The following is a 26,715-nucleotide window of genomic DNA, read 5'->3' on the forward strand; positions in this document are numbered from 1 at the left end:
AACTAACCCTCACCCCAGAGCAGGGTTTCGGCGTCCACCCCGGCAAGGAAGAGCTGCTCCTGCAACGGCTGGGCGCACTCAATCGGCAGTCGGACGCTACTGCAGGTCAGGTCATAGCCCAGATAGGCGGTGGCAGTATCGAAGCCGGATAAATCGCGCCCCAACTCCCGGCACAGGTGAACCACCTGTTTGAGGTCGGGAGCCGACCCAAAGACCCAGAAATAATCCGGGCTCGTGAGCTGGAAGAGCCCCAGGGGCGCACCCGCACCGGACTGATCCCGCACCCGCACCCAGCCCCCTGCCGGGTCTAGGTCGCCGGGGCCGTCCTGCGGGGCTAGAGGGTCAAGCGTCCAGGCCCGGGTGCGCTCTAGCCAGTCGGGTAGCTGGGGCATATAGAGGGTGTCTCCCTCCCCGCCCCAGGGCGTAGCGTCAAAACTGCGGGCATACATGGCAGACCAGAACTCGCTACTACTACACGAAACCCCCACGCTGTTGAGCTGGGCCGGGTCGCTCGGCGCCGCAAACTGGCCGTGCTCGGCATCCTCGGGGCTGGATGCTGCCAAATCAGCCTGGTAGGCCTGGTCCCAGTAGGTGGGCCTGGTGGCGTACCCCTGCTCGCGAAGACGCTCGTCGATACGCTGCAGGTAGCGGGGCTCGCCCAGGGCCACGGTCTGCCCATCAAAGTGAAAGAGATAGGGGGAGCGCTTACGGTGGGTGGGGGAGAGGGGCATGCTAACTCCTAACGGTGGGGGTATCGGGGCGGACGCCAGCCTCCCCCTCATCGGGGAAGGGCAGGGCTGCCCGCTCAAGGCGGATAAAGGCACCCAGCAGGGCCAGCGCCTCAGGGCTGGTGGGCAGAAAGTCGGTAAACCGGGTTGAACACACCACCACCGCCGCCCACATGCCGCGAGACAGGGCAACATTCAACCGGTTGGGCGAGAGCAGAAAATCGGTTCCGCGGGGGCTATCACCGGCACTCGAGGCAGCCATCGACACCAGCACCACCGGGGCTTCCTGCCCCTGGAACTTATCAACCGTACCGACGCGCACACCCCCGCCGTCGGCGTCCGCTAGCCCTGCCTCCAGCAGGGCCGCCCGAATCGTATCAACCTGGGCGTTATAGGCTGCCACCACAATAATGTCTGAGGGGGCCAGAGGCGCTGCCTGTTCGGGGGCCGCAAGATGGGGAGTCCACAGGTGCCCCAGGAAGCCGCGGGCCAAAGCCACAATCTCATCGGCCTCTTCGACCGAAGCCGTTGAGTTACCCCGGTGTTCTATCGTGCGCAGATAGACCCCGGGATCCCACCCCTCCAGGTGCCTCTCGGTGCCCGAGGGTGCGGACGCCAGCCTCCCCTCATACGACAGATCCGAGACCGGGGCGCACAGGGCAGGGTGCATACGCCAGGTAACATCGAGAAAATAGCCAAACTCTTCAGGCAGCACCGTACGGCCCGCTGAAAGCCAGCCCAGGGCAGACTCGTCCACCGGGTAGGGGTGGGTGCCCTGCGTGACCTGGGGTAGCTGGGAGGGGTCGCCCAGGAGCAGCAGGTTCTTAGCCGAACGGGCCACCGCCAACGTATTGGCTAAGGAATACTGACCCGCCTCGTCAACCACCAGAAGATCAAGCCCCTCAAACCGGAACTTGCGGTCAGAGGCAAAATCCCAGGCCGTGCCGCCAAAAATACGACCGCCTGGTTCATCCATGAACCTGGAAACATCGGGGTTGCGAACCTCGCGCCAGGGGAAATTCGGGATCTGGCTCTTGCCCGCCCCCTTAGCGATCTGGTCAGGGTCTACGCGGCCATTACTAATACATCCCAGCAGCATGTTCTCAACTACCGCATGAGACTGGGCAACAATACCCACCTTCCAGCCCGCAGCCACAAGACGGCCAATCACATGAGAACCCACGAAGGTCTTGCCCGACCCCGGAGGGCCCTGCACCGCTACATACGACCGATCGAGCTGGCTCACCGCCTGATAAATAGCCTGCACCGTCGCAAGAGAACCGTGCGTCTCTACAAAATCCTGCGGACGCGGCAAAACACCGCCCCCAACTAGTCGCGGCGGAACACGACGAATCATATCGGTACCCGCCGATGCCGGTAACTCAGGCAGCACCCGGGCGGTACGTGCCGCCAATTCAAGTAGAGCCTGCTCCTGGGCCTGCGTCGGAATAGGCTGCCCGGGAGTTAGCGCCATCGGCAGATGCGAGTAAGGCTCAGCCGGCTCACCGTCTGAGGCCTTCAAACTCTCCCGCACCGTAATCCGCACCAGATTGGGCTGACCCGCCTCATGCTCCGGAATCTCCTCCAGCTCCACAATCTCGGTATTAAAGGCACCGGCCCGCTCGGCCTCCACCGGCAGTACCCCTTCATGCAGAGCCGCATAGGTTAAAGCCTGCTGCCGAGCCTCCCGCTCCAAAAAAGGGGGAAAAGGGCGTGCATACATGGCAAAGAGATTGCTATCGCCCACCTTCACCGACGAGCCCGGGGCGACCCTCGCCACCCCGCTTAGCAAACGCACCGTGGATCGTGCCCGCTCCGGACGATGCCAATCGGCAACCACCTGCAATCGCCCCAGCAAAACCACATCACGGGCGTCCTCCCAATCCTCACGGGGAGCCGTCAGGCGATTGAAATGATCCCACCAGAACTGACGGCGCTCGCGACGATGGTAGCCCGTCGCCGTAGCCACCATAGCAACAGCCTGCTTCTGCGGCTCCAACTCGCCACCGGCGTCCAGAGCCTCAACAAACCGGCGTAGAACCCGCTCAGTATCCGTCTCGTCTTCAGCCCTACCCGCCTGCACCAGTAGCTCATTCAGATCAGCCAGGGGAGCGGGCTGCACCAGCTCATCGTCGACCGATCGGCCCGCCAACCCCAGCAACCAGGCACGCAACTGAGACAGAGACAGACCCGTGCGATACAGACTACGAGCAAGTGCAGAGCGCATAGCTTCGGCCTGCTCAGCACGCCCTTCCTTCTCTGCCTCGGCTACATCAGCAAAGGCCGTCACCGGAATATCAAGGTCAGGCTCAAGCCTCTGGGCGTAGAGGGGCTCAATAGCGGTCAGTGCCCGGGTGCCCTCGCTCAAACGCATCGACCGGCGCAGCACCTCAGAAAGGTCAATAAAAACACCCTCTCGTTGCATATCGGTGAGATAAGCTTCGCCAACCCCGTGCACCGACGCCAACTGCTGAAGAGCAGCCATAACAGACGCCCCAAAGTAATAGACCCGCAAGCCGGGGTTCAGCTGACGCTGATGGTGCAGCATGCCGAGAAAATCGGCTAACAGCCGCCCTTCTGCCACCCGGTCAGACGCCCAAAACTGGCTAAAGAGGGGCTCTTCGCCGGGCTGCTCAGCCAGGTGCACAGCACCTAGGAGATAGGTTAAACCCCAGGCAAGGGAGGGGTGGGCTGCCTTCTTATCGCGCCAGAGCGGGTCAGACCGCAGGCTAATAAAAAGGTCGCCCGCGCTCGCCCGCGGAAGCATACGTAAAGAGTGCCGGGGTAGGAGCTTGTAAGAGACAGTATGTTCCTGCCCCTCTTTCTCAACCACCACTGCCCCGTCAGGCTCCGACACACCGGTCTGTAGGGCTGCCTGCTCCGCATAGCGGCGCACCAGCCCAGGGAGCTGGGGCTGGCCCGCTAAGGAAGCTAGCTCGTCGATACTTTGCACACCACAGCGCTCGTAAATAGCTTGCCGCGACCGCGATGTCATGCCGGCAGTCAGCAGCATGTCGCGATGCTCTCGCACCATCACCTGGCAGGTATCGCAGCGCCCGCACCGGGTAATCTCTGGGCTACCGGCTTCTACAAACCAGCTCACCGGGGAAGCCCCCGGCTCCCGATGGGCGGTGAGGAGCTCTACGAGGCGTTGGCGCTTCTGCTCGAAGACCGGTGCGAGGGTAGCAAGCTCGTGCAGGGACTCAATATCGTTACCCAAAATGAGCGAGACGTAAGGGTCACAGGGGATGCTCTCGCGGTGGAGCTGGTCGGCATAGGCAGCGACCTGAAGGAGAGCAGGGACGCGAGCTGTACGTGCCAGCTTAGTGTCAACCACCCGGTAGCTCCCGTCGGACTGCTTTACAAGGAAGTCGGCACGCCCGTGAAAGGAACCGTCAAAGAAGCTGGCCTGGAAGACAACATCTGCGCCTGCCCTCAGCACTTCGAGAGTTTCTTCCCGTTTTTCTTCGAGAGCCTGCCGAGTGTAGGTAGGCGGGGGCTCAACCTGATACACTCCCCGGCCCGAGGCTGGGTCCCAGCTGCCGTAGGTCTGGAGAAAGTCATCGAGGACGCGCTGTTCGTGGGCTTCACCCAGGGCTGCAGCTCTGCGAAGCTGGGGGTCTTCAATGCGTTCGAGACGGGGTACCCTGCCTAACGCCTGGTCAAGAGCATAGAGGGCGGCAAATTGGCACTGGGCTGAGAGCACCAGGTCAGAGGCTGAGTAGACCAGCGATTTACCAAGGGGTTCAAGGCCAGACACTAGCGGCGACGGTGCGGAATCTGCATCGATGAAGAACATGGGGCTCCTAGAGGTTGCTGTCTTCAAGGCTAGCAAGGGAGGCTGACATTTTAGGGAGCTCAGGAGTGGCACAATCCGTACACAATTGGTATGTACCAATTGCGGTTTTTAGAACATAAATTCTATAAATTGCTGGTCAGTATAGAACAAGAATCTTATAGATGTAATCTACATCATAGATGCAAATTTTAATCATATTGGGCTTCAGGGTTTTGGCGTTGTCCCGATTAACTAGGCCGACATGTCGATATATGTAAATAAGTAAACTTTATATTTTTTCAGCCTGAGATCCGCGTCAAATTTCATCCAAAAAACCATCACAAAATGGTCAAAAATAGGTCACAGTTCTATAAAGTTGTGTTCAGCAAAATTCCCTGCTCATTACCACCAGAAACAGGAGCACGTATGAAGAGCCTTCTTGAAACCACACGAGCTGTTCAGCCAACTCGCCGACAGGCTGCCATCCTTGCCCTCACCGGCCTAGCTGCTACCACCGCAATCACCGCAGCAACTGCCGCCGCATCAGACATTCGCACCGTCACTGCCGCCCAGCGCGCTGCCGACCAGCAGACCCTGCTCAACCTCATCAATGCCTACCGCGCCCAGAACGGCTTGGGTGCAGTCAAGCACTCAGCAACCGTTGCCTCTGTCATGGAGGGTGAAGCTATCCGCCAGTTCAAGGCAGGAGCCTTCTCCCACGGCACTGAGTTCCTCTATAACTCCAAGGTGCAGGGCTACAGCTTTGTGCGCGAAGTGATCGCTCTTTCTTATAACGATGACCTCAATCAGCTCCTCAACTTCTGGAAGAGCTCACCCCCTCACCGCGCTGCTATTCTGGCGCCTCAGGCGAATGTCATCGGTATCGGGTTCTGCTACGGTCACGGTACCTCCCTGCCCTGGCGCGTACTTGGCAACGTTGGTATCTACCGCTACGAATCGGGCCGTGGCCCCAATGACTATGTTTCCACCATCACCGCTAGCTCGGGTGGCTCTTCCTCGACTGATTTCCCCATCACCGGTGAAATTGCCAACTACTACCATGCAAACGGTGGTGCCGCTACCTTCGGTCAGCCCCTGGGTAACCAGTTCGGCTCCATCGACGGTGGCCTCATCCAGAACTTCTCCAACAGCCAAACCATCTACTGGTCACCCCAGCACGGCGCTCAGCGCGTCTACTGGCGCGGGGCCATCGGTGGCCGTTACGCACAGAATGACTTTGAGCGTAACTGGGGCTACCCCATGAACTCCGAATACGGTTTCTGGGGCAGCGTCCGCCAGGACTTCTCCCGGAACAACGGCATCATGTCGGTGTACTGGACTCCCTCAACCGGTGCCCGCGTCATCAATGACCGCGGCGCAATCTCAGCCCGCTGGTACGCCATGGGCGGCCCCGGCACCTTGGGCTTCCCCGTGACCGACGAGGTCCGCTGGCCTGACGGCGTTACCCGCGTAACCTTTGCAAACGGTACCACCATCAACTGGACCCAAGCTCGCGGTACCTGGGTCAGCTAACTACCATCTTCTAGGCGCAGGCACCTAGACATCGACGCGAACGGCGGCCCCACATCTGTGGGGCCGCCGTCTTAATATCTGCCTATACTCACTGGTTACTGAGGGTTGCTGCGAACCGGTCCACGGTGTTTTTGGCGGCATCGGTGTCTTCAATGTCGTTCATGATAACCGAGAAAACCAGTATCCGCCCTGATTCTGTGACGGTGTAGCCGGTGAGGGACAGTACGGAGTTCAGGGTGCCTGTTTTAGCGCGGACGACCCCGCGCCCGCCGACCTCGTCAGCGTCGTTGAAGCGGCTAGAGAGGCCCAGGGTTCCGCTGTAGCCGGCTACCGGCAGGCCCTGCAGGGTGAGGCGTTCGCTGGTGCTTCCATTGACTGCGCGCAGGGCAATGCTGGTGAGCAGTTCGTTGCTGACCTTGTTGTTCATGGAAAGGCCGCTGAGGTCAACCTGGGTGTAGTTGGTGGGTAGGCCGGCGGCAGAGAGAGCCTCGCGTACGGCGGTAGTTGCCCCTTGGCTTGAGCCGTCGCCGCCGGTGAGGGCAGAGAGGTTGCGCCCCAGAGTCTCTGCCAGAGAGTTGTCCGATTCCTGCATCATGAGGGCTGATTGCTCTGCGGCGGTGGCTGACTGCACGGCCGCAATCTCGCGTCCGCTGCTGGGGGCTGCAACTTGCTCGCCCGCGGTGAAGGTGAGCCCGGCGTCCGTTCCTAACCTATTGAGAGCCTCTACCAGCACCTGCTGCACTTCTGCCGGGGCGTTGCTGGGGCGGCTGCCGCTTGATGCGGTTCCGTCGCTGGTGGGGGAGTAGTGGGAGTAAAAGGCGAGGGGGGTAACAGCACTGATAAAGCCGGAGTCGATATCTTCCTGGGCCCACTCGGGGTTAAGGGAGCTGCCGGAAAAGATAGTGGTGTCCAGGTTGAGGGTAAGGGCCTTGCCGCTGATGCCCTGCTCTTTAAGGCCCTCGATGGTGCGTTCTGCTAGGGTCTCGATGCCGGCGTGCCCCATCACCGCGGTGGGGTCGGAGTGCCCTGGCACCAGTAGGGTATCGCCGCCGGCAACCAGGGTAAGGGTTGAGTCGTCGTTGAGGTCAACGGATGTGGTGAAGCGGGCTTGCGGTGTAGTGGTTAGTAGGGCGTAGTCCACGAGCAGCTTCATGTTGGACGCCGGGGTTCGGCTCGCTTGGGCCTCACGGGAGTAGAGGCTCTGACCGGTTTCTGCATCAAGAACCTGGGCTGAGAAAACCCCCTGGCCTAAACCGTCAAGGACGCTATCGAGCTCTGCGCTCAGGGCCGCTGAATCGAGGGCAGCACCGGCGCTTGCTTCTGTCACCGCAACCGGCGAGGCCGTGATATCAGGGGCTACCGAGGATTCGCGGAGGTCCTGGGACTCCTGCCAGGCTGGTACAGCCCAGGCGCCCGCGGCTACGCACCCGGCTGCGAGCAGGGCAGTAACCACCCAGGCGGTCAGGGGGCGTCGGTGAGAAGTGGCCATGAAACCTCCACAGGTTAGCTCTTGGGCGAAGGGGTCCCTCTATATAGGGTATATGCCTGATCTTGGAAGCAGAGGCATGTAATACAGGTGACACTAGCGCGCCTGCCCTGTAAAAAGGGTACAGCCTGCCGGTTCTCGGTTAGACTAATATGCCGAACCACTCGCGCGTAGCGCGGGTCAAACACACCACTCAACCAGGAGGTTCCCCTTGGAACTCGACGTCACGATTGAAATTAACCGCGGCTCACGCGTCAAGTACGAAATTGACCACGAAACCGGTCGCCTGCGTCTGGACCGCGTACTGTTCACCTCCATGCAGTACCCCACCGCCTACGGCTACTTTGAGGACACCCTGGGCGAAGACGGCGACCCGCTCGACGCCATGGTTATTCTCGATGTTGACGTTGTTCCTGGCGTGCTGGTTGAAGCCCGCCCCATCGGTGTTTTCCGTATGACCGATGAAGCTGGCGGCGACGACAAGGTTCTGTGCGTTCCCGCAGACAAGCGCTACGACCACATCCAGGAAATCGGCGATGTTGCTGACCAGCTCAAGGAAGAAATCAAGCACTTCTTCGAGCGCTACAAGGATCTGGAGCCCGGTAAGTGGGTTAAGGGCGAGGGCTGGGAAGACCGCGCTTTCGCTGAGAAGCTGGTAGCTGAGGCTCAGGTACGTTTTGAGAAGTCGCACTATGAGTCCGCTGCTGAAGCTGAAGCAGACGAGAACTAAAGACTTGGTGGGGTAGCGAAAGCTAACTAGTGCCCCCACCGGGATAGGAGGCTGGGCCCTGCACGGGTCCAGCCTCCACCCCTTTAAGGGGGCGGACGCCGGTGGACGGCTTGGGTAGGCTGGGGTGGCTAGGAGCCGGTAGAGTGGGGTGGCATGAGCTCACCTTCCTTGCCTCTGAATTTTTCTTTAGCCCATAAGATTGCCGGTGTGCTGGCTCCGGCTGGCCCGCGCGCTGAGGCCGCGGCTAAGCGGCGGGCTGTTGAAGAGATGCGCTATGCGGCAACCGCTGCTGTTGACCATGTGCACGCTATTACGCAGCTGGCTGCGGCTGAGAACCTGCACGACTCTGAGCTGCTGATTGTTGATAGGGCTACCTGGGTGAAAGCTAACACCCAGTCGTTTGAGGTTATGCTGGGCCCCATCGCCGAAGAAGTGCTGGGGCGCCGTTTGGCTCAACTGTCTGACGCCGAGCACGCTGTGACCGAGATTGGCGGGGCGGCAGAAATTGGGGGTGTGCTGGCCTTCCTGTCTACCCGCGTCCTGGGCCAGTACGACCCCTACGCAGCGTTGGCCGGTCATGGGGCAGCCGGCGGCCGTCTGATGATTGTGGCTCCCAACCTGATGAAGCTGGAAGAAGAGCTGAATCTTGACCCGGCGGATTTCCGCCTGTGGGTTGCCCTGCACGAGCAGACCCACCGGGTGCAGTTTGCCGCTGCCCCCTGGCTGCGTGACTACCTTCTGGATCTCATGCATCGCCTGGGTCGCGAACTGGGGGAGACCACCGAAAACCTATCTGAGCGCATTGCCGCTGCCGCAACCGGGGCGGTGTGGGGCATGAAGAAACAGGAAGCATCCGGGGCTAGCCCCGAGGCTGCCACTAGCGGCGCTGCCCTGCTGCTCAGCGACGAGGGCAAGGAACTGCTGGACCGTATCACCGGCGTCATGAGCCTGCTGGAGGGCCACGCCAACGTGGTGATGGACGCCGTTGATTCCTCCATCGTCCCTTCCGTTAAAACCATCCGCCGCCGCTTTGAGCGCCGCAGCCAGACCCAGGGCTTCTTCCCCCGCTTTATGAGCAAGCTGCTGGGCATGGACGCCAAGATGGCCCAGTACAAGAACGGCCAAAAGTTTGTGCAGGCCGTAATCGACGAAGCGGGCATGGAGCGTTTCAACCGTATTTGGCAGGCTCCCGAGAACCTACCCACCGTAGCCGAAGTTCACGCCCCTTCCCGATGGATTGAGCGGGTGCTGGGTGCAGATTTAGAGGAAGAGAAGAACTAGTGCAGCAGCGTAAAACCCGTCTGAACCCCCTGGTGGGAGCTGCCCGCCGCGAGGTCGCCGGTGTGCTGGAGCGGGTATTTGGGGCAGGTACGGTTGCTCCCACCGGTTCGTCAGGACGCCCGGGCGCAGACCCAGAAGCAGGGCAGGTTCCCCTGGTGCTGGCTGCCGTATCGGGTGGCCCCGACTCCTTGGCCTTAGCGGCTCTATTGGCTCACTTCAACCGGCGGCAGGACGTACGCGTGGGGGCGGTCGTGGTTGACCACCAGCTTCAGGACGGCTCCGCCCAGGTGGCCGAGCGCACCGCCCAGATTCTGCGGGAGCTGGGCCTTAGCCCGGTGTTGGTAGAAACCGTGACCGTTGAAGAGGGTAAGGAGGGGCCCGAAATGGCGGCCCGTACCGCCCGATACGGTGCTTTCGCCCGGGCACTGGCCGCTACCGGGGCGGACGCCGTTGCCCTGGGCCACACCCTCGACGACCAGGCTGAAACCGTGCTGCTGGGCCTGGCCCGGGGCTCTGGCACCCGCTCCCTGGCGGGTATGCCCGTGGACCGCACCGAAGACCACCCCGCCGGCCCCGTACGGGTCATCCGCCCCCTGCTCACCCTGCGCAGGGCAGACATCGAAGAGATCTGCGCTGACGCGGGCCTCACCCCCTGGCAGGACCCCACCAACACCGATCAGTCGCTCATGCGCGCCCGCGTGCGCCACAGCGTCCTGCCCTACCTCGAAGAACACCTGGGTGGCGGAGTAGCTGTGTCCCTGGCCCGAACCGCGACCATTGCCGGTGCGGACGCCGACTACCTGGCGTCCGCCGCCCGCCAGGCCCTGGCCGAAGTGCTAGTGGACCCGGACGCCCTCGCCCCCTCATGCACCGATGTCGCGGGCCTGCTCGGGGTGGAGGCTAGCAGAGAGATGGTTCTGCTCAACCGCGCCGCGCTTGCCGCCCTGCACCCGGCCCTGCGCACCCGCGTCCTCGCCCTAGCTCTTGAACAAGCCGGCGGCATCGCCCCGGGCTTTGAGCGTCTTGCCGCCCTCGATGCTTTCGCTGGCGACCACTCGACTGCCGGCCCCCTCCAGCTGCCCGGACATATTTCTGCCTACCGCCGCCGCCCCGGTGCAACTATCACCCGGGCAGGTCAGAGCTATAACCTCAAGAAAACCGGCCTCATCGTTTTACTCAACACCGCCCCATAAACCATACTTAAAGGTGAATACGCGCTTTGCCCTACCCAACAGGGCAGGGCGCACACCCTTTGAACCAGCAGAAAGCGATCAACCGTGGACGCACTCGACGTACAGAACGACATCAAGCACGTTCTCTTCAGCAAAGAAGAAATCGACGCCAAGATTAAGGAACTTGCCGCCCAAATCGACAAGGACTACGAAGGCCGCGACGTACTGCTGGTCGGCGTACTCAAGGGCGCCATCATGGTCGTAGCTGACCTCTCCCGCGCCCTCAAGGCCCACTACACCATGGACTGGATGGCCGTCTCATCCTACGGTTCAGGCACCAAGTCATCCGGCGTCGTCCGCATCCTCAAGGACCTCGACACCGACCTGACCGGCCGCGACGTGCTCATCGTCGAAGACATCATCGACTCCGGCCTGACCCTCAAGTGGCTCCAGCAGAACCTGGTATCCCGCGGCGCCAACTCGGTCGAAATCTGCACCCTGCTGCGCAAGCCCAAGAGCGTCAAGACCGACGTTGAGGTTAAGTACGTCGGCTGGGATATCGAACCCGAATTCGTAGTGGGCTACGGCCTGGACTTCGCCGAGCGCTACCGCAACCTGGACTGCATCGTCACCCTGGCACCACACGTCTACTCCTAAGCCCACCCGGCCCTTTAGCCCTGAGGTGAAAATCCCGGGCCATTAAGCGAGTACCCAGCAACTTTAGGTACATTAGATAGGTCTAGGCCCAACTGCACCCACTGTGGGGTGCTGGGGCTACCTTTGTGCGGGGCGCATACGGCGCCCCGCCCCGTTATTTTTGTGGAAGGCGCGGCTGTGCAGAATACGGATAATACCCCCGACCCCAAGAAAAAGGGGTTCTTCGGCAAGCTCATCTCAGGGCCCTGGTTCTGGGTACTGCTGGCAGTTCTCATTGCTGTACCCATGATCTTCTCAAACTCCCTAGCAGCCTCAACCCGCGTTGACACCAACGTCGGTATCAGCCTGCTCAACGACGAGAAAGTCATCAGCGCCAAAATCTTCGACGGCGACCAGCGCGTAGACCTGGAACTCAAGGAAGACTACGTGAACGCCGCCGGTGAAAACCAGGGCAAGAACGTGAGCTTCTACTACGTTCAGCCCCGCGCTACCGACGTCGTTGCGGCCATGGACAACGCCAACCTCGAGTCTTATACCGATCAACCGGTGCAGACCAACTGGTTCACCTCCATGCTGTCCTTCATCCTGCCCTTCGTGATCCTGGTGGCCCTCTTCTGGTTCCTGATGTCACGCATGGGCGGCGGCAGCAACCAGATTATGAACTTCTCCAAGTCACGCGCTAAGAAGTTCAACAAAGACAACCCCACCGTGCGCTTTGCCGACGTTGCCGGTGTTGACGAAGCCCTGGCAGAACTCGAAGAGGTCCGCGAATTTCTCGCTGAACCCGAAAAGTTCACCCGCCTGGGCGCCAAAATCCCCAAGGGCGTACTGCTCTACGGCCCTCCCGGTACCGGTAAAACCCTGCTCGCTAAGGCCGTAGCCGGTGAAGCCGGCGTCCCCTTCTACTCCATCTCCGGTTCTGACTTCGTTGAAATGTTCGTGGGCGTGGGTGCTTCCCGCGTGCGCGACCTCTTCAAGGAAGCTAAGTCCAACAAGGCCGCTATCATCTTCGTCGACGAAATTGACGCCGTAGGTCGTCAGCGTGGCGTCGGCATGGGCGGCGGTAATGACGAACGCGAGCAGACCCTCAACCAGCTGCTGGTTGAGATGGACGGCTTCGACGGCACCTCTAACATCATCGTCATCGCGGCAACCAACCGCCCCGACGTGCTCGACCCCGCCCTGCTGCGTCCGGGCCGTTTCGACCGCCAGGTTGGCGTCGACGCCCCCGACCTCAAGGGCCGCCAGCGCATCCTCGAAGTGCACGCAGCCGGCAAGCCCATTGACCGCCGCGTTGACCTTGCCTCCGTCGCCAAGCGCACCCCCGGCTTTACCGGTGCTGACCTCGCCAACGTCATGAACGAAGCTGCCCTGCTTACCGCCCGCGACGGTGGCAACGTGATTGACGAACGCGCTATCGACGAAGCTATTGACCGCGTCATGGCAGGCCCCCAGCGATCCTCTCGCATCATGAGCGAGCACGAACGCACCGTCACCGCCTACCACGAAGGCGGCCACGCCCTGGTCGCGGCTGCCCTGCGTAACTCAGCGCCCGTCACCAAGATTACGATTCTGCCGCGCGGTCGCGCCCTGGGCTACACCATGGTCATGCCCCAGGACGACAAGTACTCCACCACCCGCCACGAACTGCTCGACCAGATGGCCTACGCTATGGGTGGCCGCGCCGCCGAAGAGCTGATCTTCCACGACCCCTCCACCGGTGCGTCCAACGATATTCAGAAGGCAACCGATACCGCCCGCAAGATGGTGACCGAGTACGGTATGAGCGCCAAGGTTGGTTCAGTTCGTCTTGCAGCTAAGGAATCTGACCCCTTCCTGGGCGGCGGTGCTGGCGGCGGCAACAACTTCTCCGACGAGATGGCCTACCTGGTTGACCAGGAAGTCGCAGCCCTGCTGGAGCAGGCCCACGATGAGGCCTACGAGATTCTGCGCGATAACCGCGACGTACTCGATGCCCTCTCCCTGGCCCTGCTTGAGAAGGAAACCCTGCTCGAGAACGACCTGGCAGAAATCTTTGCGGGCGTGCGCAAGCGCCCCGAACGCGACCACTGGTACTCCAAGTCCAACCGCGAACCCTCAGCCCTGCCCCCGGTCAAGGTGGCTAAGGCAGAGACTGACGAGACCCCGGTTGCCGAGGAGCCCATCGTCCAGCAGCCTACCGTTGACCCCATGGATCCCGGTAACCCCCACCCCGGTGCCGCAGGCCCCGCAGGTAACCCCGACGTTGACCCCCTAGGAGGGCCCCGTTAATGGCAGTTGACCAGCCCCGTATCGAGGCAGCCGTCCGCGAGATTCTGCTGGCTATCGGTGAAGACCCCACCCGTGACGGTCTGCTCGACACCCCGGCCCGTGTAGCCCGCGCCTACGACGAAATGTTCGCCGGTCTACACCAGAGCGCCGGTGACATTCTGGGTACGACCTTCGACATTGACCACTCCGAGCTGGTGCTGGTAAAGGACATTCCCTTCTACTCCACCTGCGAGCACCACCTGGTGCCCTTCTTCGGGCATGCCCATATTGGCTATATTCCCGGTGGTGACGGTAAGGTTACCGGCCTGTCGAAGCTTGCCCGCCTGGTTGATGTCTACGCTAAGCGCCCCCAGGTGCAGGAGCGGTTGACCACCCAGGTGATTGAAGCTCTTGAAGAGCACCTGAAGCCTACCGGTGCGATTGTGGTGATTCAGGCTGAGCACATGTGCATGTCGATGCGCGGTGTGCGCAAGCCCGGGGCGAAGACGGTGACGAGTGCCGTCCGCGGGGTCCTGCGCGACCCCGCCACCCGTGCCGAGGCAATGAGCCTGATCAACGCCTCCTAACGTCCCCCAAGGGGACCTGATTTTCAAAAAAGGACCGCATAATATGCGGTCCTTTTTAGGTTTTGCGGTCCCTTTGGCTAAGGCGGGCAGGGACGCGGGTGTTAGCCTGGGTGCATGACTCTTCCTCACGCGCACGGATCCTACGACAACCTACCGACCGACCGCACCCTAATTATGGGTATTCTCAATGTCACCCCCGATTCCTTCTCTGACGGGGGCCTGCACACGGACGCCGCCACAGCAGTTGCGCACGCCAAGGCCCTGGTTGCCCAGGGGGCAGACATTATCGATGTGGGAGGGGAATCCACCGGCCCCGGCGCCACCCGGGTGCCGCTGGCTGAGGAGCAGCGCCGCGTCCTGCCCGTTATCGAAGCTTTAGCCGCCGAGAATATCGTCATGTCGGTTGATACCCTCAACCCCGAAACCGCCCGCGCCGCCGTCGCCGCTGGGGCCCACATCATCAACGATGTTGCCGGGATGAGCCTGCGCGAAGACATGATTGAGACCGTTGCTGAGCTGGGCGTACCCTATATCCTCATGCACTCGCGCGGCACCTCCCTCACCATGGACTCCCAGGCTGTCTACACCGACGTTGCCGCTGAAGTGTTTAACGAGCTCTTTACCCTGCGCGAGCGGCTCATCACCGGGGGAGTGGCTCCCGAGCAGATCATTCTGGACCCCGGCCCCGGATTCGCTAAACAGGGAGAGCAGAACTGGCAGATTCTGGCAGGCCTGCAGGCCCTGGCCGCCGAGGGGCACCGGGTGCTGGTGGCCGGTTCCCGCAAACGTTTTATTGCCAGGCTTCTGCAGGAGCAGGACGCCGCTGCCTCCGGCCTGCCCGCAGATCAGGTTGCTAAGCGAGTGGCAACCGAACGGGACGTCGCCAGCGCGACTCTCTCAGTCATGGCTGCTGAGGCAGGGGCCTGGGCTGTGCGCGTGCATAATGTGCAGGCAACCGCCGACGCCCTGGCCGTACGCGCAGCCTGGCGGCAGGCGTCCGCCCGATAGGGGTAGCTGGGCTGTAGCCGGGTGCGACACAGAAGCGTCATAAATGAAAATGTCTTTGTGACTTTAAGCGCTTTAGAGGTCGTACTTTAGGCCCGCTTAACTACCGCTTTTCCCAGCAAATACCCGAGTGAGGCTGTCTTTAGGTATGTCTAAGGGCACACGCAGCGGTCACTGGGCAGTGCCCCCGGGGCGTGGATAATGGCTACAAAGCACCGGCGCTTCAACTCTGAACTACCACCGGTGAACCAGACTCGGTGAAAGGTGACCATGCACGATCACAGCTCATCGTCGGGCCAACGAGATTACTCCCGTACCGACCGCATTACGCTCACTGGCGTGGGTAGCGTGGGCTACCACGGCGTGCTCGACTCTGAGAAGCAGACCGGGCAGCCCTTCTTCGTCGATATCACCATGTTCACGGACTTCACCCAGGCTACCGCCACCGACAACGTCGCACACACCGTCAACTACGCCGAAGTAGCAGAGGTAATCCGCGAAATCGTAACCGGTGAATCCCTCGACCTTATCGAAACCCTGGCCGAGCGTATCGCTACCGCTGTGCTCGAGAAGTTCCCCCTGCTCGCGGTTGAACTAACCGTGCACAAGCCCAAGGCCCCTATCGAGGTGACCTTCGCTGATGTGTCGGTGACGATTTTTAGGGAGAAGCATGCCGGTTAAAGCGATCCTTGCCCTGGGCTCTAACCTGGGCGATAGCGAAGACACCCTCATCAAGGCGATTGGTGATATCTGCTCCCACGAGAAAATCGCGGTAACCAAGATTTCCCCTATCGCTATCACGGCAGCTGTGGGTGGCCCGGCTGGCCAGCCCGACTACGCCAACATGGTGGTCGAAATCGAAACCAGCCTACGCCCCTTCCTGCTACTGGAATACACCCAGCAGATTGAGCAGAAGCACCACCGTACCCGCGACGTCCGCTGGGGCCCGCGCACCCTTGACATCGACATCATCGATATCGCCTCACTTGAGATGGACGACCCCGACCTCACCCTGCCCCACCCGCGCGCCGCTGAACGCGCCTTTGTGCTGGAGCCCTGGGCCCGCATGGACCCCTCAGCCCTGCTCCTCGGCTCATCGGTACGCCAGCTGGCAGACGACGCAGCGGACGCCGGTGGCATCCGCGAGTTCCACCCCGCACCGGTGGTCTGCGCGTGAAACTGCGAAGCCGGGCCCTCGCCCTCTTAGCGGGTGTAGGCGTTGCAAGCGGGGCGGTCCTCAATCTCCTGAGCACTCAGTCAGGCGGCCCCGAGCTGTCCCTGCCCGCCCTCACCCTGGTCGCTGCCCTCATCCTGGCAGGTCTGGCCCTCTACTTCGCCCGGCAGGTCTACCGGTATAGCCGGGTGGAGACCCGTAAGAACGCCGGTTCCATGAACCCCCTCATGGCCGCCCGGGTTGCTGTCTTCGCCCAGGCCCTGGCCCTCACCGGCGCCCTGGTTGGCGGCTGGCAGGTAGCGATTATGGTCTACCAGGTGGGGCTGGCGTCCGCCCGTGCCACCGCCCAACCCCTCATCGAGAGCCTGCTTGCCCTCGCTGGCGGCCTGGTGATGCTGGTTGCCGGTATCGTCGCCGAGAACTGGTGCAAGGTACCTCCGGGGGATAAGGACGCCGGTGGTGGGGTCGGCGGGGTCAGCCCGCAGACCGGCCCCCTGGCTCGTAATAAGCCGGACGTCTCGTCCTAAGGTAACGTCTGGTTTAGCTTTCTCACCTCCATGCCATAATGGTGTAGACCACACCCTGACATGTATACGTAACGAGAGAGCACCATGAACGAGCCGCAATTTACACCTACCCTGCCCCCGCTCGACCTTGATGGCCTGGGTAAGCAGACTGTAGATTTGCCCGAGGTCAGCTGGAAGCGGGTTTCGCCCAAGTACGTTCGGGTTAAGCTCATCACCTCTCTGGTCTGGTCTCTCATCCTGTTGGGGCTGGCCTCCTTGCCGCTTATCATGACGCTTGTGGTGGAGAGCTGGAACTGGGCACCCTGGGCCTACTGGGGCCTACCTGCCCTGGTGCTCATCTGGCGGCTGTGGGCGCTGATACTGGTCAAGCGTCGGGTGCAGGCTATCGGCTACAGTGAACGCGCTGACCACCTGCTCAAACGCTCCGGCCTGCTCTTCCGTTCAGTTACCGCTGTGCCCTACGGGCGTATCCAGTACGTCGATGTGTCCTCTGGGCCGCTCGAAAATGCGCTCTCACTGGCCAGCGTCGAGGTAAAAACCGCGGCCAACAGCATCACCATTCCGGGCCTGGCCAAGAGCGATGCTGACCAGTTGCGCGAGGTTCTCACCGACCTGTCAGACGCCAGAATGGCAGGCCTCTAAATGAGTGAACAGGTACCCACTTCAGAATCTCCGGCGGTTTCCACCGATATCACCGCCCGCGAAGAAGCCGCCCTTACCTGGCGTCGTGCCCACCCGCTCTCACCCCTGGTGAGGGCCTGGCTGATTATCGTCGTGTTCGTCTACACCGTCGCTAACAACGTGGTCGACGACCTCTTCACCGGCGAAGAACCCCTTGACTTGCGCGAACTCGGGCAGAGTGGCCCGCCAGGTACCGTCTTTCTCTCCTGGACGAGCATCTTCGGGGGCTTCTGGTTCCTGGGAGTGCTGGCCGTCTTCTTCCTGATCTTGCTGCTGCCCTTCCTCTCAACCTGGTTCTTTTACCGGTTTGCGGTCGATAACCACAATGTCTACATCAAGAGCGGCATGCTCTTCAAAACCGAGCGCAAGGCCCGGCTGGACCGCGTGCAGTCTATCGACGTCAACCGCCCCCTGATGGCCCGCCTGCTGGGCCTGGCAGAGCTTAAATTCGACGTGGCAGACGGCGATTCTTCTGCCCTGCGGGTGTAGTTCCTCAAGTATGCCGACGCCCGTGCCCTGCGCGAGCAGCTTCTAGCCCGGGTGCGCACCCTCAAAGCCGATGCGGCAGACTCCCCGGCGCCGGCGTCCGCTCCTGCCGACCAGCTCGCCCACCGTGACATGGCAGACCGCCTGAGCGACCATCTCACCGAGAATTTTCTGGGGGTTAAGGACGCCGGTGAGCAGCTTATCGTCAAGGTGCCGGTTGCGCGGCTGTTGGGGTCGATGGTGCTGAGCCTGGGCTGGGCCGTGGGCCTGCTTTTCCTCTTGGTGATGGGCGGGCTGATGTTCTGGGCAGAGATGTCCCTGGGCGCTATTTTCGCTTCGAACGTGGCGGTTATCCTGGCTATCGTTTCGAGCGCCTGGAAGCGCTTTAACACCGGTTTCAATTTTTCGCTTTCCACCAGCTCGGACGGTCTGAAAACTCGTTTCGGTTTTACCGACACCACCACCCAGACCCTGCCCGAGGGGCGTATTCAGCGTATTTCGGTGGAGCAGCCCCTGCTGTGGCGCATGGCCGGCTGGTACCGAATCAAGGTCACTCTGCTGGGTAAGGGCAGCGACCAGGGCGAATTCGCCGGGGAGCTGCTGCCGGTGGGCACGCTCGACGACGTGATGCGGGTGCTGCCCCTGGTGCTCCCTGCCCAGCAGAACGGCGGCGTGTCACCTGACCAGCTCTTAGCTGGCCTGGCGGGTAGCGGCACTGATCAGGGCTTTACGGTGTCCCCGGCGTCTGCCCGCTGGTTTGACCCGTTCACCTACCGCCGCAACGGTTTTGCGGTGACTCCTATGCTTCTTTTGGTCCGCTCGGGTCGCTGGGTTCGCCGTCTAACCTTTGTGCCGCACCGTAAGGTGCAGAGTTTTGAGCTGGCCCAGGGGCCCCTGCAGAAGAAGGCCGGGCTGGCCCACCTGTCCTTGCGGGTCGCCGGGGGAACCCTGTCCACCTCTGTGCATAATGCGGACGCCGAGGTCGCCCGCGCCCTGACCGTCCGCCTGGCCCAGATGGGGGTTGCACCTGAATCACCCTATTCTTTCTCTCTTCACCCTGAGACAAACTCTAGGGTAAAGAGAGAAGGAGTAGGGTCTTAGGGAGTGAGCAGCACGGTGCCCCGGTAAACTAAGCAGGCAGGACGCAGACAGAAAGGGCCCCATGCAGAGCACCAACCACCTTAAGCCCGCCCGCCTGGGTATCGGCGTGATTTCAGCAGGGAAAGTAGGGGCCGTGCTCGGCGCAGCCCTCCGTTCCGCCGGGCACCTGATTACCGGCGTCCATGCCGTCTCAGAAGCCTCCCGCACCCGAGCCGAAGCCCTGCTCCCCGGCGTCCCGGTGTCCACCATCCCCGAGATCATTACCACCAGCGAAGTAGTGCTCCTGGCCGTACCCGACGACGCCCTGACCGACCTGGTCAAAGGTATCGCCGAAACCGACGGCTGGCGGCCCGGGCAAATTCTCATCCACACCTCAGGACGCCACGGTGTGGGCGTCCTAGCCCCGGCTACCACCCAGGGCGCCATCGGCCTATCCATTCACCCGGCCATGACCTTCACCGGCCTCTCCCTTGACCTGCCCCGCCTCGCCAACACCAGCTTCGGCGTCACCGGCCCAGCACCCTTCACCCCCATCGCCCAAGCCCTGGTCGTCGAAATGGGCGGGGAACCCGTCCTCATCGCCGAAGGCGACCGCCCCCTCTACCACGCAGCCCTCGCCCACGGATCCAACCACCTGGTCACTATCACCGGCCAGGCCCTCCAAATCCTGGCCTCCATCGGCATCGAGAACCCGGCCCGCTACATCGAACCCCTGCTGAGAGCCTCCCTCGACAACGCCCTCGCCAACGGCGATAGCGCCCTCACCGGCCCCGTCGCCCGCGGAGACGCCCACACCGTAGCCGCCCACGCCCAAATCCTTGCCAGCTACGCCCTCGAAGAAAACGCAGACGACATCAAGGCCGCCTACCTGGCCCTCGCCCGCGCCACCGCCGAACGCGCCCACAGCCGTGGAGCCCTCACCCATGAGAGCTACCATGCTGTGCTTCAAGCGCTCGCCGGGTAAACTGGGAGGGCGCAAAACACGAAAGGACCCCTCACCACCGTGACGAGTCAAGCCCCTATCGCACACACCATCACCGATCTTGGCAACGAAATGCTCCTGGCCCTCACCACCGCCAGCCGCCGCCGAGACACCGGTGAAACCTCCGCCGCAGAGAAACCCCTCACCGTAGGCTATGTAGCCACCATGGGCGCCCTGCACGACGGGCACGCCACCCTGATTCGCCGTGCCCGCGAACAGAACGATGTTGTGGTGCTCTCTATCTTCGTGAACCCCCTCCAGTTCGGGCCCAACGAAGACTACGACCGCTACCCCCGCACTCTTGAAGCGGACGCCGCCCTGGCGACCGAAGCGGACGTCGACGTCATCTTCGCCCCCACTGTTGAAGAAATGTACCCCGGTGGCGACCCCAAAATCACCGTTGTCTCAGGCAAGCTGGGCACCCTCTTTGAGGGCAAGACCCGCCCCGGCCACTTCGACGGTGTGCTGACCGTGGTCAATAAGTTCTTCAATATTCTGAAGCCCCTGGTAGGGGAAGGCACCCTTAACGCCTACTTCGGGCAGAAGGACGCCCAGCAGCTGGCCCTTATTCAGCGCATGGTTAAGGACTTCAACCACGAGGTAACCATCAAGCCTGTGCCCGTGGTACGTGCGGACGACGGCCTTGCCCTCTCCTCGCGCAACCAGTACCTGAGCGCTGAAGAACGCGAAGCGGCCCTGGTGCTTTCCCGTACCCTGGCAACCCTGCGCGAAAAGTACATTACCGGCAGCTTGAGCGCAGAGGACATCGCCCAGGCCCGTACCACGATCGATAGCACCGAAGGCGTGCGCCTGGACTACCTCGAAGTCGTCGACACCGACACCTTTGAGGCCCCCCAGAGTGAACAGGCACGTGTGCTAGCGCTCGTGGCAGCCTACGTGGGCTCCACCCGCCTCATCGATAACATGGAAATTAACTAAGACCTCTATACCCAACCTAAGAACAGGTACATCATTGACTGAACAGGGCAATACCCCCGCCGAAACCACCGCCTTCGACCACGGCGTCTCAGAGCAGATGCAGATTCGCCTCGAAAAGCGCGCCAAGCTGCTCGAATCTGGCCGTGAAGCCTACCCCGTGGGCGTCCCCGTCACCCACACCATCACCGAAATCCGTGAGAAGTACGACGGCAAGCTCGAAGCAGACCAGACCACCGGTGACATCGTTGGCGTAGCCGGACGCGTCGTCTTCGTGCGCAACACCGGCAAGCTCTGCTTCGCCTCCCTGCAGCAGGGCAACGGCACCCGCATCCAGGCCATGATCTCCCTGGCCAGCGTGGGCGAAGAATCCCTGGCTGACTGGAAGGCCCTGGTTGACCTGGGCGACCACGTCTTCGTCAAGGGCGAGGTCATCTCATCCCGCCGCGGCGAGCTCTCCATCATGGCGGACGAATGGCAGATGGCATCCAAGGCCCTACGCCCCATGCCCAACCTACACTCCGACCTGAACGAAGAGACCCGCGTCCGCCAGCGCTACCTCGACCTGATGGTGCGCGACGAAGCCCGCGACCTGGTCATCAAGCGCGCCAAGATCACCCAGACCGTGCGTAACGTGCTGAACGACCACGGCTACATCGAGCTGGAAACCCCCATCCTGCAGCTCATTCACGGTGGTGCGGCAGCCCGCCCCTTCGAAACCCACCTGAACGCCTTTGACCAGCCTATGACCCTGCGCATTGCCACCGAGCTCTTCCTCAAGCGCGCTGAGGTAGGCGGCCTGGAACGCGTCTACGAAATTGGCCGTGTCTTCCGCAACGAGGGCGTAGACTCCACCCACAGCCCCGAATTCACCACCCTGGAATGCTACGAAGCTTACGCCGACCAGTTCGTCATGGCCAAGCGCATGCAGGAAATCATCATGGCCTGCGCCGACGCTGTGGGCGTACACCAGATCGAAACCGAAGCCGGTACCATCGACCTGACCGGCGAGTGGAAGTGGCTGGGCGTCTACCCCGGCCTGTCCGAGGCCGTGGGTGTTGAGATTACCCCCGCCACCACCGCAGAAGAACTGCGCGCTATCGCCGAGAAGCACGAGGTCCCCGTTGACCCCAAGTGGGACGCCGAGAAGCTGGTTGTTGAGCTCTTCGGTGAAATCGTTGAACCCACCCTCATCAACCCCACCTTCGTCTACGACTACCCGCCCTCAGCCCAGCCGCTGGCCCGCCAGCACCGCTCCGAGGCCAACCTCATCGAGGCCTGGGACCTCATCATCGGCGGTATGGAGCGAGGCACCGCCTTCTCCGAGCTCATCGACCCCGTGATTCAGCGGGAGCGCCTGACCGAGCAGTCCAAACTGGCAGCAGGTGGCGACGACGAAGCCATGCAGCTCGACGACGACTTCCTGCGCGCCCTCGAATACGGTGCTCCCCCCATGGGCGGCCTGGGCCTGGGCATCGACCGCCTGATTATGCTCTTCACCGGTGTAGGTATTCGCGAAACCATCCTCTTCCCGCTCATGAAGCCCGAAGCCGAGTAAAGCGTCCTTACGCCCCTCTAGCCCGCCTGGCAGCCTGCCGGGCGGGCTTTTTCTTGCCCTGTTTGCCAGCTACCTGGGGTAGATTGGAGGGAGCATAAATCCACGAAAGGTAAGGAAGAGATGGAATTCCTGATTGGCCTGGTTCCCTCAATTGGTGCGGGCTTGGTGCTTTATTTTATTTTGCGCTGGATAAACCGCGCTGACCGCACTGAGCGTGCCGCCCGGCAGGATATCGAAAAGGACGCCGAAGCCTGGTACCGCTCTGTAAAAAACGCGGACGGAACCCGGGACCCTTTTGGAACCTCAGAGAGTAAATGAAACTCTTTATGTTCTCTAAAACGTGAATTTATTTCCTTTTTGAGAAAAGAATATGTACTATTTATTTTAGTCATCAAGGGTGACTAACTCGATTGCGTGCCCCACAGAAAAGGGTAGAGGCGGATTGTCCTCTTATATGTCCTTCCCTGCCCAAAAACGCGGTTGGGTTCATATTCCCTAAACAGCCTCATCCAAGGAGAACATAATGGCTCAGAAGGTCAAGATTATTCTTGAAGACGATCTCGACGGCGGCCCCGCAGAAGAAACCGTACGTTTCGGTCTCGACGGCGGCCAGTTCGAAATCGATCTTTCTAGCGCTAATGCTGCCCGTCTGCGTGACGCCATCCGTCCTTTCGCCGCTAAGGCCCGCCGTGTTCAGGGTGCCCAGCGCACCCCCGGCCGCCCCGCAGGTTCACGCACCACCGCTAAGCGCAATCCCGAAATCGCTGAAATTCGTAAGTGGGCCCAGGAAAACGGCTACGAGGTTTCTAGCCGTGGCCGTATTCACCAGAACATTCAGGATGCCTACTACAAGGCTATGGGCAAAGAAAGCAAGTAAATAATCTTCTTCTTGTCTCTATGAGGCGGAACCCGTTGAGCGGGTTCCGCCTCATTATTTATAAGCGGCCTATAAAGCATAGGCTTGTGAGAAATGACGGATAAATTCTAGGTATGTCTAGTCGAGCAAATATAGCGGGTTATCTAGACAAAACAGAGCAACTTCAGAGTCGAGCAACTGACTCAATACAGGCTCTCTTATCGGTATGGGCTATGGGGGCTTTCCCTCCCTGCGAACACCATTCATTCCGTGGCGAACAGCGCCCCGCGGGGTTGAAAACGCGCGTAATCTTTTGGGTAATAGTAAGTTTCCAAGGAGTGTTCAATGTTTGAACGGTTTACCGACCGCGCCCGTCGCGTCATCGTGCTTGCTCAAGAAGAAGCACGCATGCTGAACCACAACTACATCGGTACCGAACACATTCTGCTCGGTCTGATTCACGAGGGTGAGGGTATTGCGGCTCGCGCTCTTGAGTCGCTCGGTATTAATCTCACTGCCGTGCGCGATCAGGTGCAGGACATCATCGGTTCTGGCCCGCAGGCGTCCAGCGGTCATATTCCCTTTACCCCGCGCGCTAAGAAGGTTCTTGAGCTGTCGATGCGCGAGGCTATCCAGCTGAACCACGGCTACATTGGTACCGAGCACATTCTGCTGGGTATGGTGCGCGCCAATGAGGGTGTAGGTAACCAGATTCTGACTAAGCTGGGTGCTGAGCCGGCTAAGGTTCGTCAGACCGTGATGGACCTGATTTCTGGCTACCCCGGTAACAACAATGGTGAGGGTGGTAAGGAGACCGCCGGTGTGGGTGCGGGTAACTCCCGCGAGGGCACCCCGGCTGGCTCTGCCATTCTTGACCAGTTCGGACGCAACCTCACCGCTGCGGCGCGCGAGGGCAAGCTTGACCCCGTGATTGGTCGCCATAAGGAGATGGAGCGCGTTATGCAGGTGCTCTCTCGCCGTACTAAGAACAACCCCGTGCTGATCGGTGAGCCCGGTGTGGGTAAGACCGCTGTTGCTGAGGGCCTGGCTCAGGCGATTGTGCATGGTGATGTGCCTGAAACTCTGAAGGACAAGCACCTTTACACCCTGGATTTGGGCTCCATGGTGGCGGGTTCCCGCTACCGCGGTGACTTCGAAGAGCGCATGAAGAAGGTGCTGAAGGAGATCCGCAACCGCGGCGACATCATCCTTTTCATCGATGAGATTCACACTCTGGTCGGTGCAGGTGCAGCTGAGGGTGCTATCGACGCTGCCTCAATTCTGAAGCCCATGCTGGCCCGTGGCGAGCTGCAGACCATCGGTGCAACTACCCTCGATGAGTACCGCAAGCACATCGAGAAGGACCCCGCCCTGGAGCGCCGTTTCCAGCCCATCCAGGTCGATGAGCCCAGCCCCGAGCTGGCAGTTGAGATTCTCAAGGGTCTGCGCGATAAGTACGAAGCCCACCACCGCGTGACCATCTCAGATGAGGCTCTGGAAACCGCCGTTAACCTGGCCCACCGCTACATCTCTGACCGCTTCCTGCCCGATAAGGCTGTTGACCTGATTGATGAGGCCGGTGCCCGCCTGCGTATCAAGCGCATGACCGCTCCGCCTGAAATTAAGGTGCTCGAAGAGCGCATCGCCAAGCTCAAAGGCGAGAAGGAAGAGGCCATCGCGGCTAACGAGTTCGAGAAGGCAGCTGACCTGCGTGATAAGGAGCAGAAGCTGGCCGCTGAGAAGGAAGAGGCTGAGCAGCAGTGGCGCAACGCTGGCGACGCCTTCGGCGAGGTGACCCCCGAGGTTATTGCCGACGTCCTTGCCTTCTCCACCGGTGTTCCGGTCTACAAGATCACCGAGGAAGAGTCCGGCCGTCTGCTCAAGATGGAAGAGGAGCTGCACAAGCGCGTCATTGGCCAGGAGAACGCTATCAAGGCTCTCTCCCGCTCAATCCGCCGTACCCGTGCGGGCCTCAAGGACCCCAAGCGCCCTGGTGGCTCCTTCATCTTCGCCGGCCCCACCGGCGTCGGTAAGACCGAGCTGGCTAAGGCCCTGGCTGAGTTTCTCTTTGGTGACGAGGACGCCCTCATCACCCTGGACATGTCGGAGTACCAGGAGAAGCACACTGTGTCCCGCCTCTTCGGTGCCCCTCCCGGCTACGTTGGCTACGAGGAGGGCGGCCAGCTGACCGAGAAGGTCCGCCGCAAGCCCTTCTCCGTTGTGCTCTTTGACGAGGTCGAAAAGGCTCACGCTGACCTCTTCAACTCCCTGCTGCAGATTCTGGAAGACGGCCGCCTGACCGACTCCCAGGGTCGCGTGGTGGACTTCAAGAACACCGTCATCATCATGACCACCAACCTGGGCTCCCGCGAAATGGCCCGCCGTGTACCCGTGGGCTTCCAGCAGGTCGGCGACGACCAGGGCTCCTACGAGCGCATGCAGGGCCGCGTGATGGAATCCCTCAAGGAGCACTTCCGCCCTGAGTTCCTCAACCGCGTGGACGACATCATCGTCTTCCCCCAGCTCTCCGAGTCTGAGATTCTGCAGATTGTTGACCTCTTTGTTGCCCGCCTGGCCAAGCGCCTGGCTGAGCAGGATATGTCAATCGAGCTGACCGATAAGGCTAAGGCTCTCATGGCAGCTAAGGGCTACGACCCCTCCATGGGTGCCCGCCCGCTGCGCCGCGAGATGCAGCGCAACCTGGAAGACCCGCTCTCTGAGAAGATCCTCTTCGGCGAGATCAAGCCCGGCGAGAAAATCACCGTGGACGTTGAGGGCGAGGGTGACCTGGCCAAGTTCACCTTCTCGTCAGCTCCCCTGGGCGAGCTGGACGCCGAGGCCTTCGACAAGGCCTTTGGCGAGGACCAGAAGGAACTCCCCGCAATTCCTGAAGCTGAGGTAGCTAACGAGACTGCTGAGCAGCGTTTCGAGGCTGAAGAGGCTCGCGAGGCCGGCGAGCGCTAAGCCGCCTCCGCAAGTGCAAGCCGTCTGCAGCGTCCTGATATCAAGGACGCCGCAGGCGGCTTTGTGCTGCACCGGGTAGTTTTGTGGTGCGCTGGCTGGTTCTATGATGCTTTTGTGATGGGCGGTCAAAAATGTAACCAAAGCTTGACCAACCTTTCAGCTTGCGCCCAGCTCTTTAAGGCTTGCGCTCAAGGCTGGCTTGCCATACTTAAGTCATACGGTTCGACAGAGCCCCTGAAGCTA

23 protein-coding genes are annotated in these 26,715 nt (G+C 61.2%); 20 read left to right on the forward strand and 3 right to left on the reverse strand.

Annotated features, from left to right (window positions below):
* Positions 1-2: 2 nt before the first annotated feature.
* Both HWU94_RS01375 and HWU94_RS01380 read right to left on the reverse strand, forming a co-directional pair.
* Entirely contained in the window at positions 3-731 is a 729-nt protein-coding gene (locus tag HWU94_RS01375) for a hypothetical protein (protein ID WP_185173985.1), read from the reverse strand.
* A 1-nt stretch (position 732) separates the two neighbouring features.
* Entirely contained in the window at positions 733-4,527 is a 3,795-nt protein-coding gene (locus HWU94_RS01380) for an AAA domain-containing protein (protein WP_185173986.1), read from the reverse strand.
* Positions 4,528-4,932: 405 nt separating this feature from the next.
* Here HWU94_RS01380 and HWU94_RS01385 point away from each other — a divergent pair, with 405 nt between their 5' ends.
* Complete coding sequence (locus tag HWU94_RS01385; RefSeq protein ID WP_185173987.1) at positions 4,933-6,039, forward strand: CAP domain-containing protein; 1,107 nt, start codon at positions 4,933-4,935, stop codon at positions 6,037-6,039.
* 88 nt (positions 6,040-6,127) lie between these two features.
* On the opposite strand, the gene dacB is transcribed toward HWU94_RS01385, so the two are convergent.
* Positions 6,128-7,528, reverse strand: a complete 1,401-nt coding sequence (dacB, locus tag HWU94_RS01390; protein ID WP_185173988.1) for a D-alanyl-D-alanine carboxypeptidase/D-alanyl-D-alanine-endopeptidase — start codon at positions 7,526-7,528, stop codon at positions 6,128-6,130.
* A gap of 208 nt (positions 7,529-7,736) precedes the next feature.
* Between dacB and HWU94_RS01395 the strand changes: the two genes are divergently transcribed.
* The 19 genes from HWU94_RS01395 (at position 7,737) to HWU94_RS01485 (ending at position 26,472) form a co-directional block, all read left to right on the forward strand.
* Positions 7,737-8,255, forward strand: coding sequence for an inorganic diphosphatase (locus tag HWU94_RS01395; protein WP_185173989.1), 519 nt, complete (start codon positions 7,737-7,739; stop codon positions 8,253-8,255).
* Positions 8,256-8,408: 153 nt separating this feature from the next.
* Positions 8,409-9,536 (forward strand): zinc-dependent metalloprotease, encoded by a 1,128-nt coding sequence (locus HWU94_RS01400; RefSeq protein ID WP_185173990.1) that lies wholly within the window; start codon positions 8,409-8,411, stop codon positions 9,534-9,536.
* A complete protein-coding gene (gene tilS / locus HWU94_RS01405) occupies positions 9,536-10,729 on the forward strand; it encodes a tRNA lysidine(34) synthetase TilS (RefSeq protein WP_185173991.1) in 1,194 nt (397 codons plus the stop codon). The genes HWU94_RS01400 and tilS overlap by 1 nt, the downstream gene beginning before the upstream one ends.
* 84 nt (positions 10,730-10,813) lie before the next feature.
* Complete coding sequence (hpt, locus tag HWU94_RS01410; protein ID WP_185173992.1) at positions 10,814-11,365, forward strand: hypoxanthine phosphoribosyltransferase; 552 nt, start codon at positions 10,814-10,816, stop codon at positions 11,363-11,365.
* Positions 11,366-11,542: 177 nt separating this feature from the next.
* A complete protein-coding gene (gene ftsH, locus HWU94_RS01415; RefSeq protein WP_221625853.1) occupies positions 11,543-13,636 on the forward strand; it encodes an ATP-dependent zinc metalloprotease FtsH in 2,094 nt (697 codons plus the stop codon).
* Positions 13,636-14,202 carry a GTP cyclohydrolase I FolE gene (gene folE, locus HWU94_RS01420; protein ID WP_185173993.1) on the forward strand — a complete coding sequence of 189 codons (567 nt, stop codon included), beginning with the start codon at positions 13,636-13,638 and terminating at the stop codon, positions 14,200-14,202. The genes ftsH and folE overlap by 1 nt, the downstream gene beginning before the upstream one ends.
* 114 nt (positions 14,203-14,316) lie before the next feature.
* On the forward strand, positions 14,317-15,210 hold the full coding sequence (gene folP / locus HWU94_RS01425) for a dihydropteroate synthase (protein WP_185173994.1): 894 nt from the start codon (positions 14,317-14,319) through the stop codon (positions 15,208-15,210).
* Positions 15,211-15,477: 267 nt separating this feature from the next.
* A complete protein-coding gene (folB, locus tag HWU94_RS01430; protein WP_185173995.1) occupies positions 15,478-15,888 on the forward strand; it encodes a dihydroneopterin aldolase in 411 nt (136 codons plus the stop codon).
* The gene (folK, locus tag HWU94_RS01435; protein WP_185173996.1) at positions 15,878-16,384 is read left to right on the forward strand and encodes a 2-amino-4-hydroxy-6-hydroxymethyldihydropteridine diphosphokinase; all 507 of its coding nucleotides are present in this window, start codon (positions 15,878-15,880) and stop codon (positions 16,382-16,384) included. The genes folB and folK overlap by 11 nt, the downstream gene beginning before the upstream one ends.
* The gene (locus tag HWU94_RS01440) at positions 16,381-16,908 is read left to right on the forward strand and encodes a DUF3180 domain-containing protein (protein ID WP_185173997.1); all 528 of its coding nucleotides are present in this window, start codon (positions 16,381-16,383) and stop codon (positions 16,906-16,908) included. Before folK ends, HWU94_RS01440 begins: the two co-directional genes overlap by 4 nt.
* 84 nt (positions 16,909-16,992) lie before the next feature.
* Positions 16,993-17,550, forward strand: a complete 558-nt coding sequence (locus HWU94_RS01445) for a PH domain-containing protein (RefSeq protein ID WP_185173998.1) — start codon at positions 16,993-16,995, stop codon at positions 17,548-17,550.
* Positions 17,551-18,078: a PH domain-containing protein gene (locus tag HWU94_RS01450; protein ID WP_185173999.1), complete on the forward strand. Its 528-nt coding sequence runs from the start codon at positions 17,551-17,553 to the stop codon at positions 18,076-18,078.
* Between the two features lie 51 nt (positions 18,079-18,129).
* Positions 18,130-19,176, forward strand: coding sequence for a PH domain-containing protein (locus tag HWU94_RS01455; protein ID WP_185174000.1), 1,047 nt, complete (start codon positions 18,130-18,132; stop codon positions 19,174-19,176).
* 61 nt (positions 19,177-19,237) lie between these two features.
* The gene (locus tag HWU94_RS01460) at positions 19,238-20,140 is read left to right on the forward strand and encodes a Rossmann-like and DUF2520 domain-containing protein (protein WP_185174001.1); all 903 of its coding nucleotides are present in this window, start codon (positions 19,238-19,240) and stop codon (positions 20,138-20,140) included.
* A 90-nt stretch (positions 20,141-20,230) separates the two neighbouring features.
* Positions 20,231-21,097 carry a pantoate--beta-alanine ligase gene (gene panC, locus HWU94_RS01465; protein WP_185174709.1) on the forward strand — a complete coding sequence of 289 codons (867 nt, stop codon included), beginning with the start codon at positions 20,231-20,233 and terminating at the stop codon, positions 21,095-21,097.
* Positions 21,098-21,194: 97 nt separating this feature from the next.
* Entirely contained in the window at positions 21,195-22,652 is a 1,458-nt protein-coding gene (gene lysS / locus HWU94_RS01470) for a lysine--tRNA ligase (RefSeq protein WP_185174710.1), read from the forward strand.
* Positions 22,653-22,772: 120 nt separating this feature from the next.
* Positions 22,773-22,970: a hypothetical protein gene (locus tag HWU94_RS01475; protein ID WP_185174002.1), complete on the forward strand. Its 198-nt coding sequence runs from the start codon at positions 22,773-22,775 to the stop codon at positions 22,968-22,970.
* A 205-nt stretch (positions 22,971-23,175) separates the two neighbouring features.
* On the forward strand, positions 23,176-23,529 hold the full coding sequence (locus HWU94_RS01480) for an Lsr2 family protein (protein ID WP_185174003.1): 354 nt from the start codon (positions 23,176-23,178) through the stop codon (positions 23,527-23,529).
* A gap of 324 nt (positions 23,530-23,853) precedes the next feature.
* The gene (locus tag HWU94_RS01485) at positions 23,854-26,472 is read left to right on the forward strand and encodes an ATP-dependent Clp protease ATP-binding subunit (RefSeq protein WP_185174004.1); all 2,619 of its coding nucleotides are present in this window, start codon (positions 23,854-23,856) and stop codon (positions 26,470-26,472) included.
* Positions 26,473-26,715: the final 243 nt, after the last annotated feature.

This window comes from Rothia nasimurium (genome assembly GCF_014217215.1).
GTDB classification, from domain to species: Bacteria; Actinomycetota; Actinomycetes; order Actinomycetales; family Micrococcaceae; genus Rothia; species Rothia avistercoris.

Coding starts and splice junctions, on each gene's coding strand:
- HWU94_RS01485 (WP_185174004.1), top strand. CDS start 23,854: ATGTTTGAACGGTTTACCGACCGCGCCCGTCGCGTCATCGTGCTTGCT.
- folB (WP_185173995.1), top strand. CDS start 15,478: ATGCACGATCACAGCTCATCGTCGGGCCAACGAGATTACTCCCGTACC.
- HWU94_RS01450 (WP_185173999.1), top strand. CDS start 17,551: ATGAGTGAACAGGTACCCACTTCAGAATCTCCGGCGGTTTCCACCGAT.
- HWU94_RS01480 (WP_185174003.1), top strand. CDS start 23,176: ATGGCTCAGAAGGTCAAGATTATTCTTGAAGACGATCTCGACGGCGGC.
- lysS (WP_185174710.1), top strand. CDS start 21,195: ATGCAGATTCGCCTCGAAAAGCGCGCCAAGCTGCTCGAATCTGGCCGT.
- folK (WP_185173996.1), top strand. CDS start 15,878: ATGCCGGTTAAAGCGATCCTTGCCCTGGGCTCTAACCTGGGCGATAGC.
- HWU94_RS01385 (WP_185173987.1), top strand. CDS start 4,933: ATGAAGAGCCTTCTTGAAACCACACGAGCTGTTCAGCCAACTCGCCGA.
- HWU94_RS01460 (WP_185174001.1), top strand. CDS start 19,238: ATGCAGAGCACCAACCACCTTAAGCCCGCCCGCCTGGGTATCGGCGTG.
- panC (WP_185174709.1), top strand. CDS start 20,231: ATGCTCCTGGCCCTCACCACCGCCAGCCGCCGCCGAGACACCGGTGAA.
- HWU94_RS01375 (WP_185173985.1), bottom strand. CDS start 731: ATGCCCCTCTCCCCCACCCACCGTAAGCGCTCCCCCTATCTCTTTCAC.
- HWU94_RS01445 (WP_185173998.1), top strand. CDS start 16,993: ATGAACGAGCCGCAATTTACACCTACCCTGCCCCCGCTCGACCTTGAT.
- folE (WP_185173993.1), top strand. CDS start 13,636: ATGGCAGTTGACCAGCCCCGTATCGAGGCAGCCGTCCGCGAGATTCTG.
- HWU94_RS01400 (WP_185173990.1), top strand. CDS start 8,409: ATGAGCTCACCTTCCTTGCCTCTGAATTTTTCTTTAGCCCATAAGATT.
- dacB (WP_185173988.1), bottom strand. CDS start 7,528: ATGGCCACTTCTCACCGACGCCCCCTGACCGCCTGGGTGGTTACTGCC.
- folP (WP_185173994.1), top strand. CDS start 14,317: ATGACTCTTCCTCACGCGCACGGATCCTACGACAACCTACCGACCGAC.
- HWU94_RS01380 (WP_185173986.1), bottom strand. CDS start 4,527: ATGTTCTTCATCGATGCAGATTCCGCACCGTCGCCGCTAGTGTCTGGC.
- HWU94_RS01475 (WP_185174002.1), top strand. CDS start 22,773: ATGGAATTCCTGATTGGCCTGGTTCCCTCAATTGGTGCGGGCTTGGTG.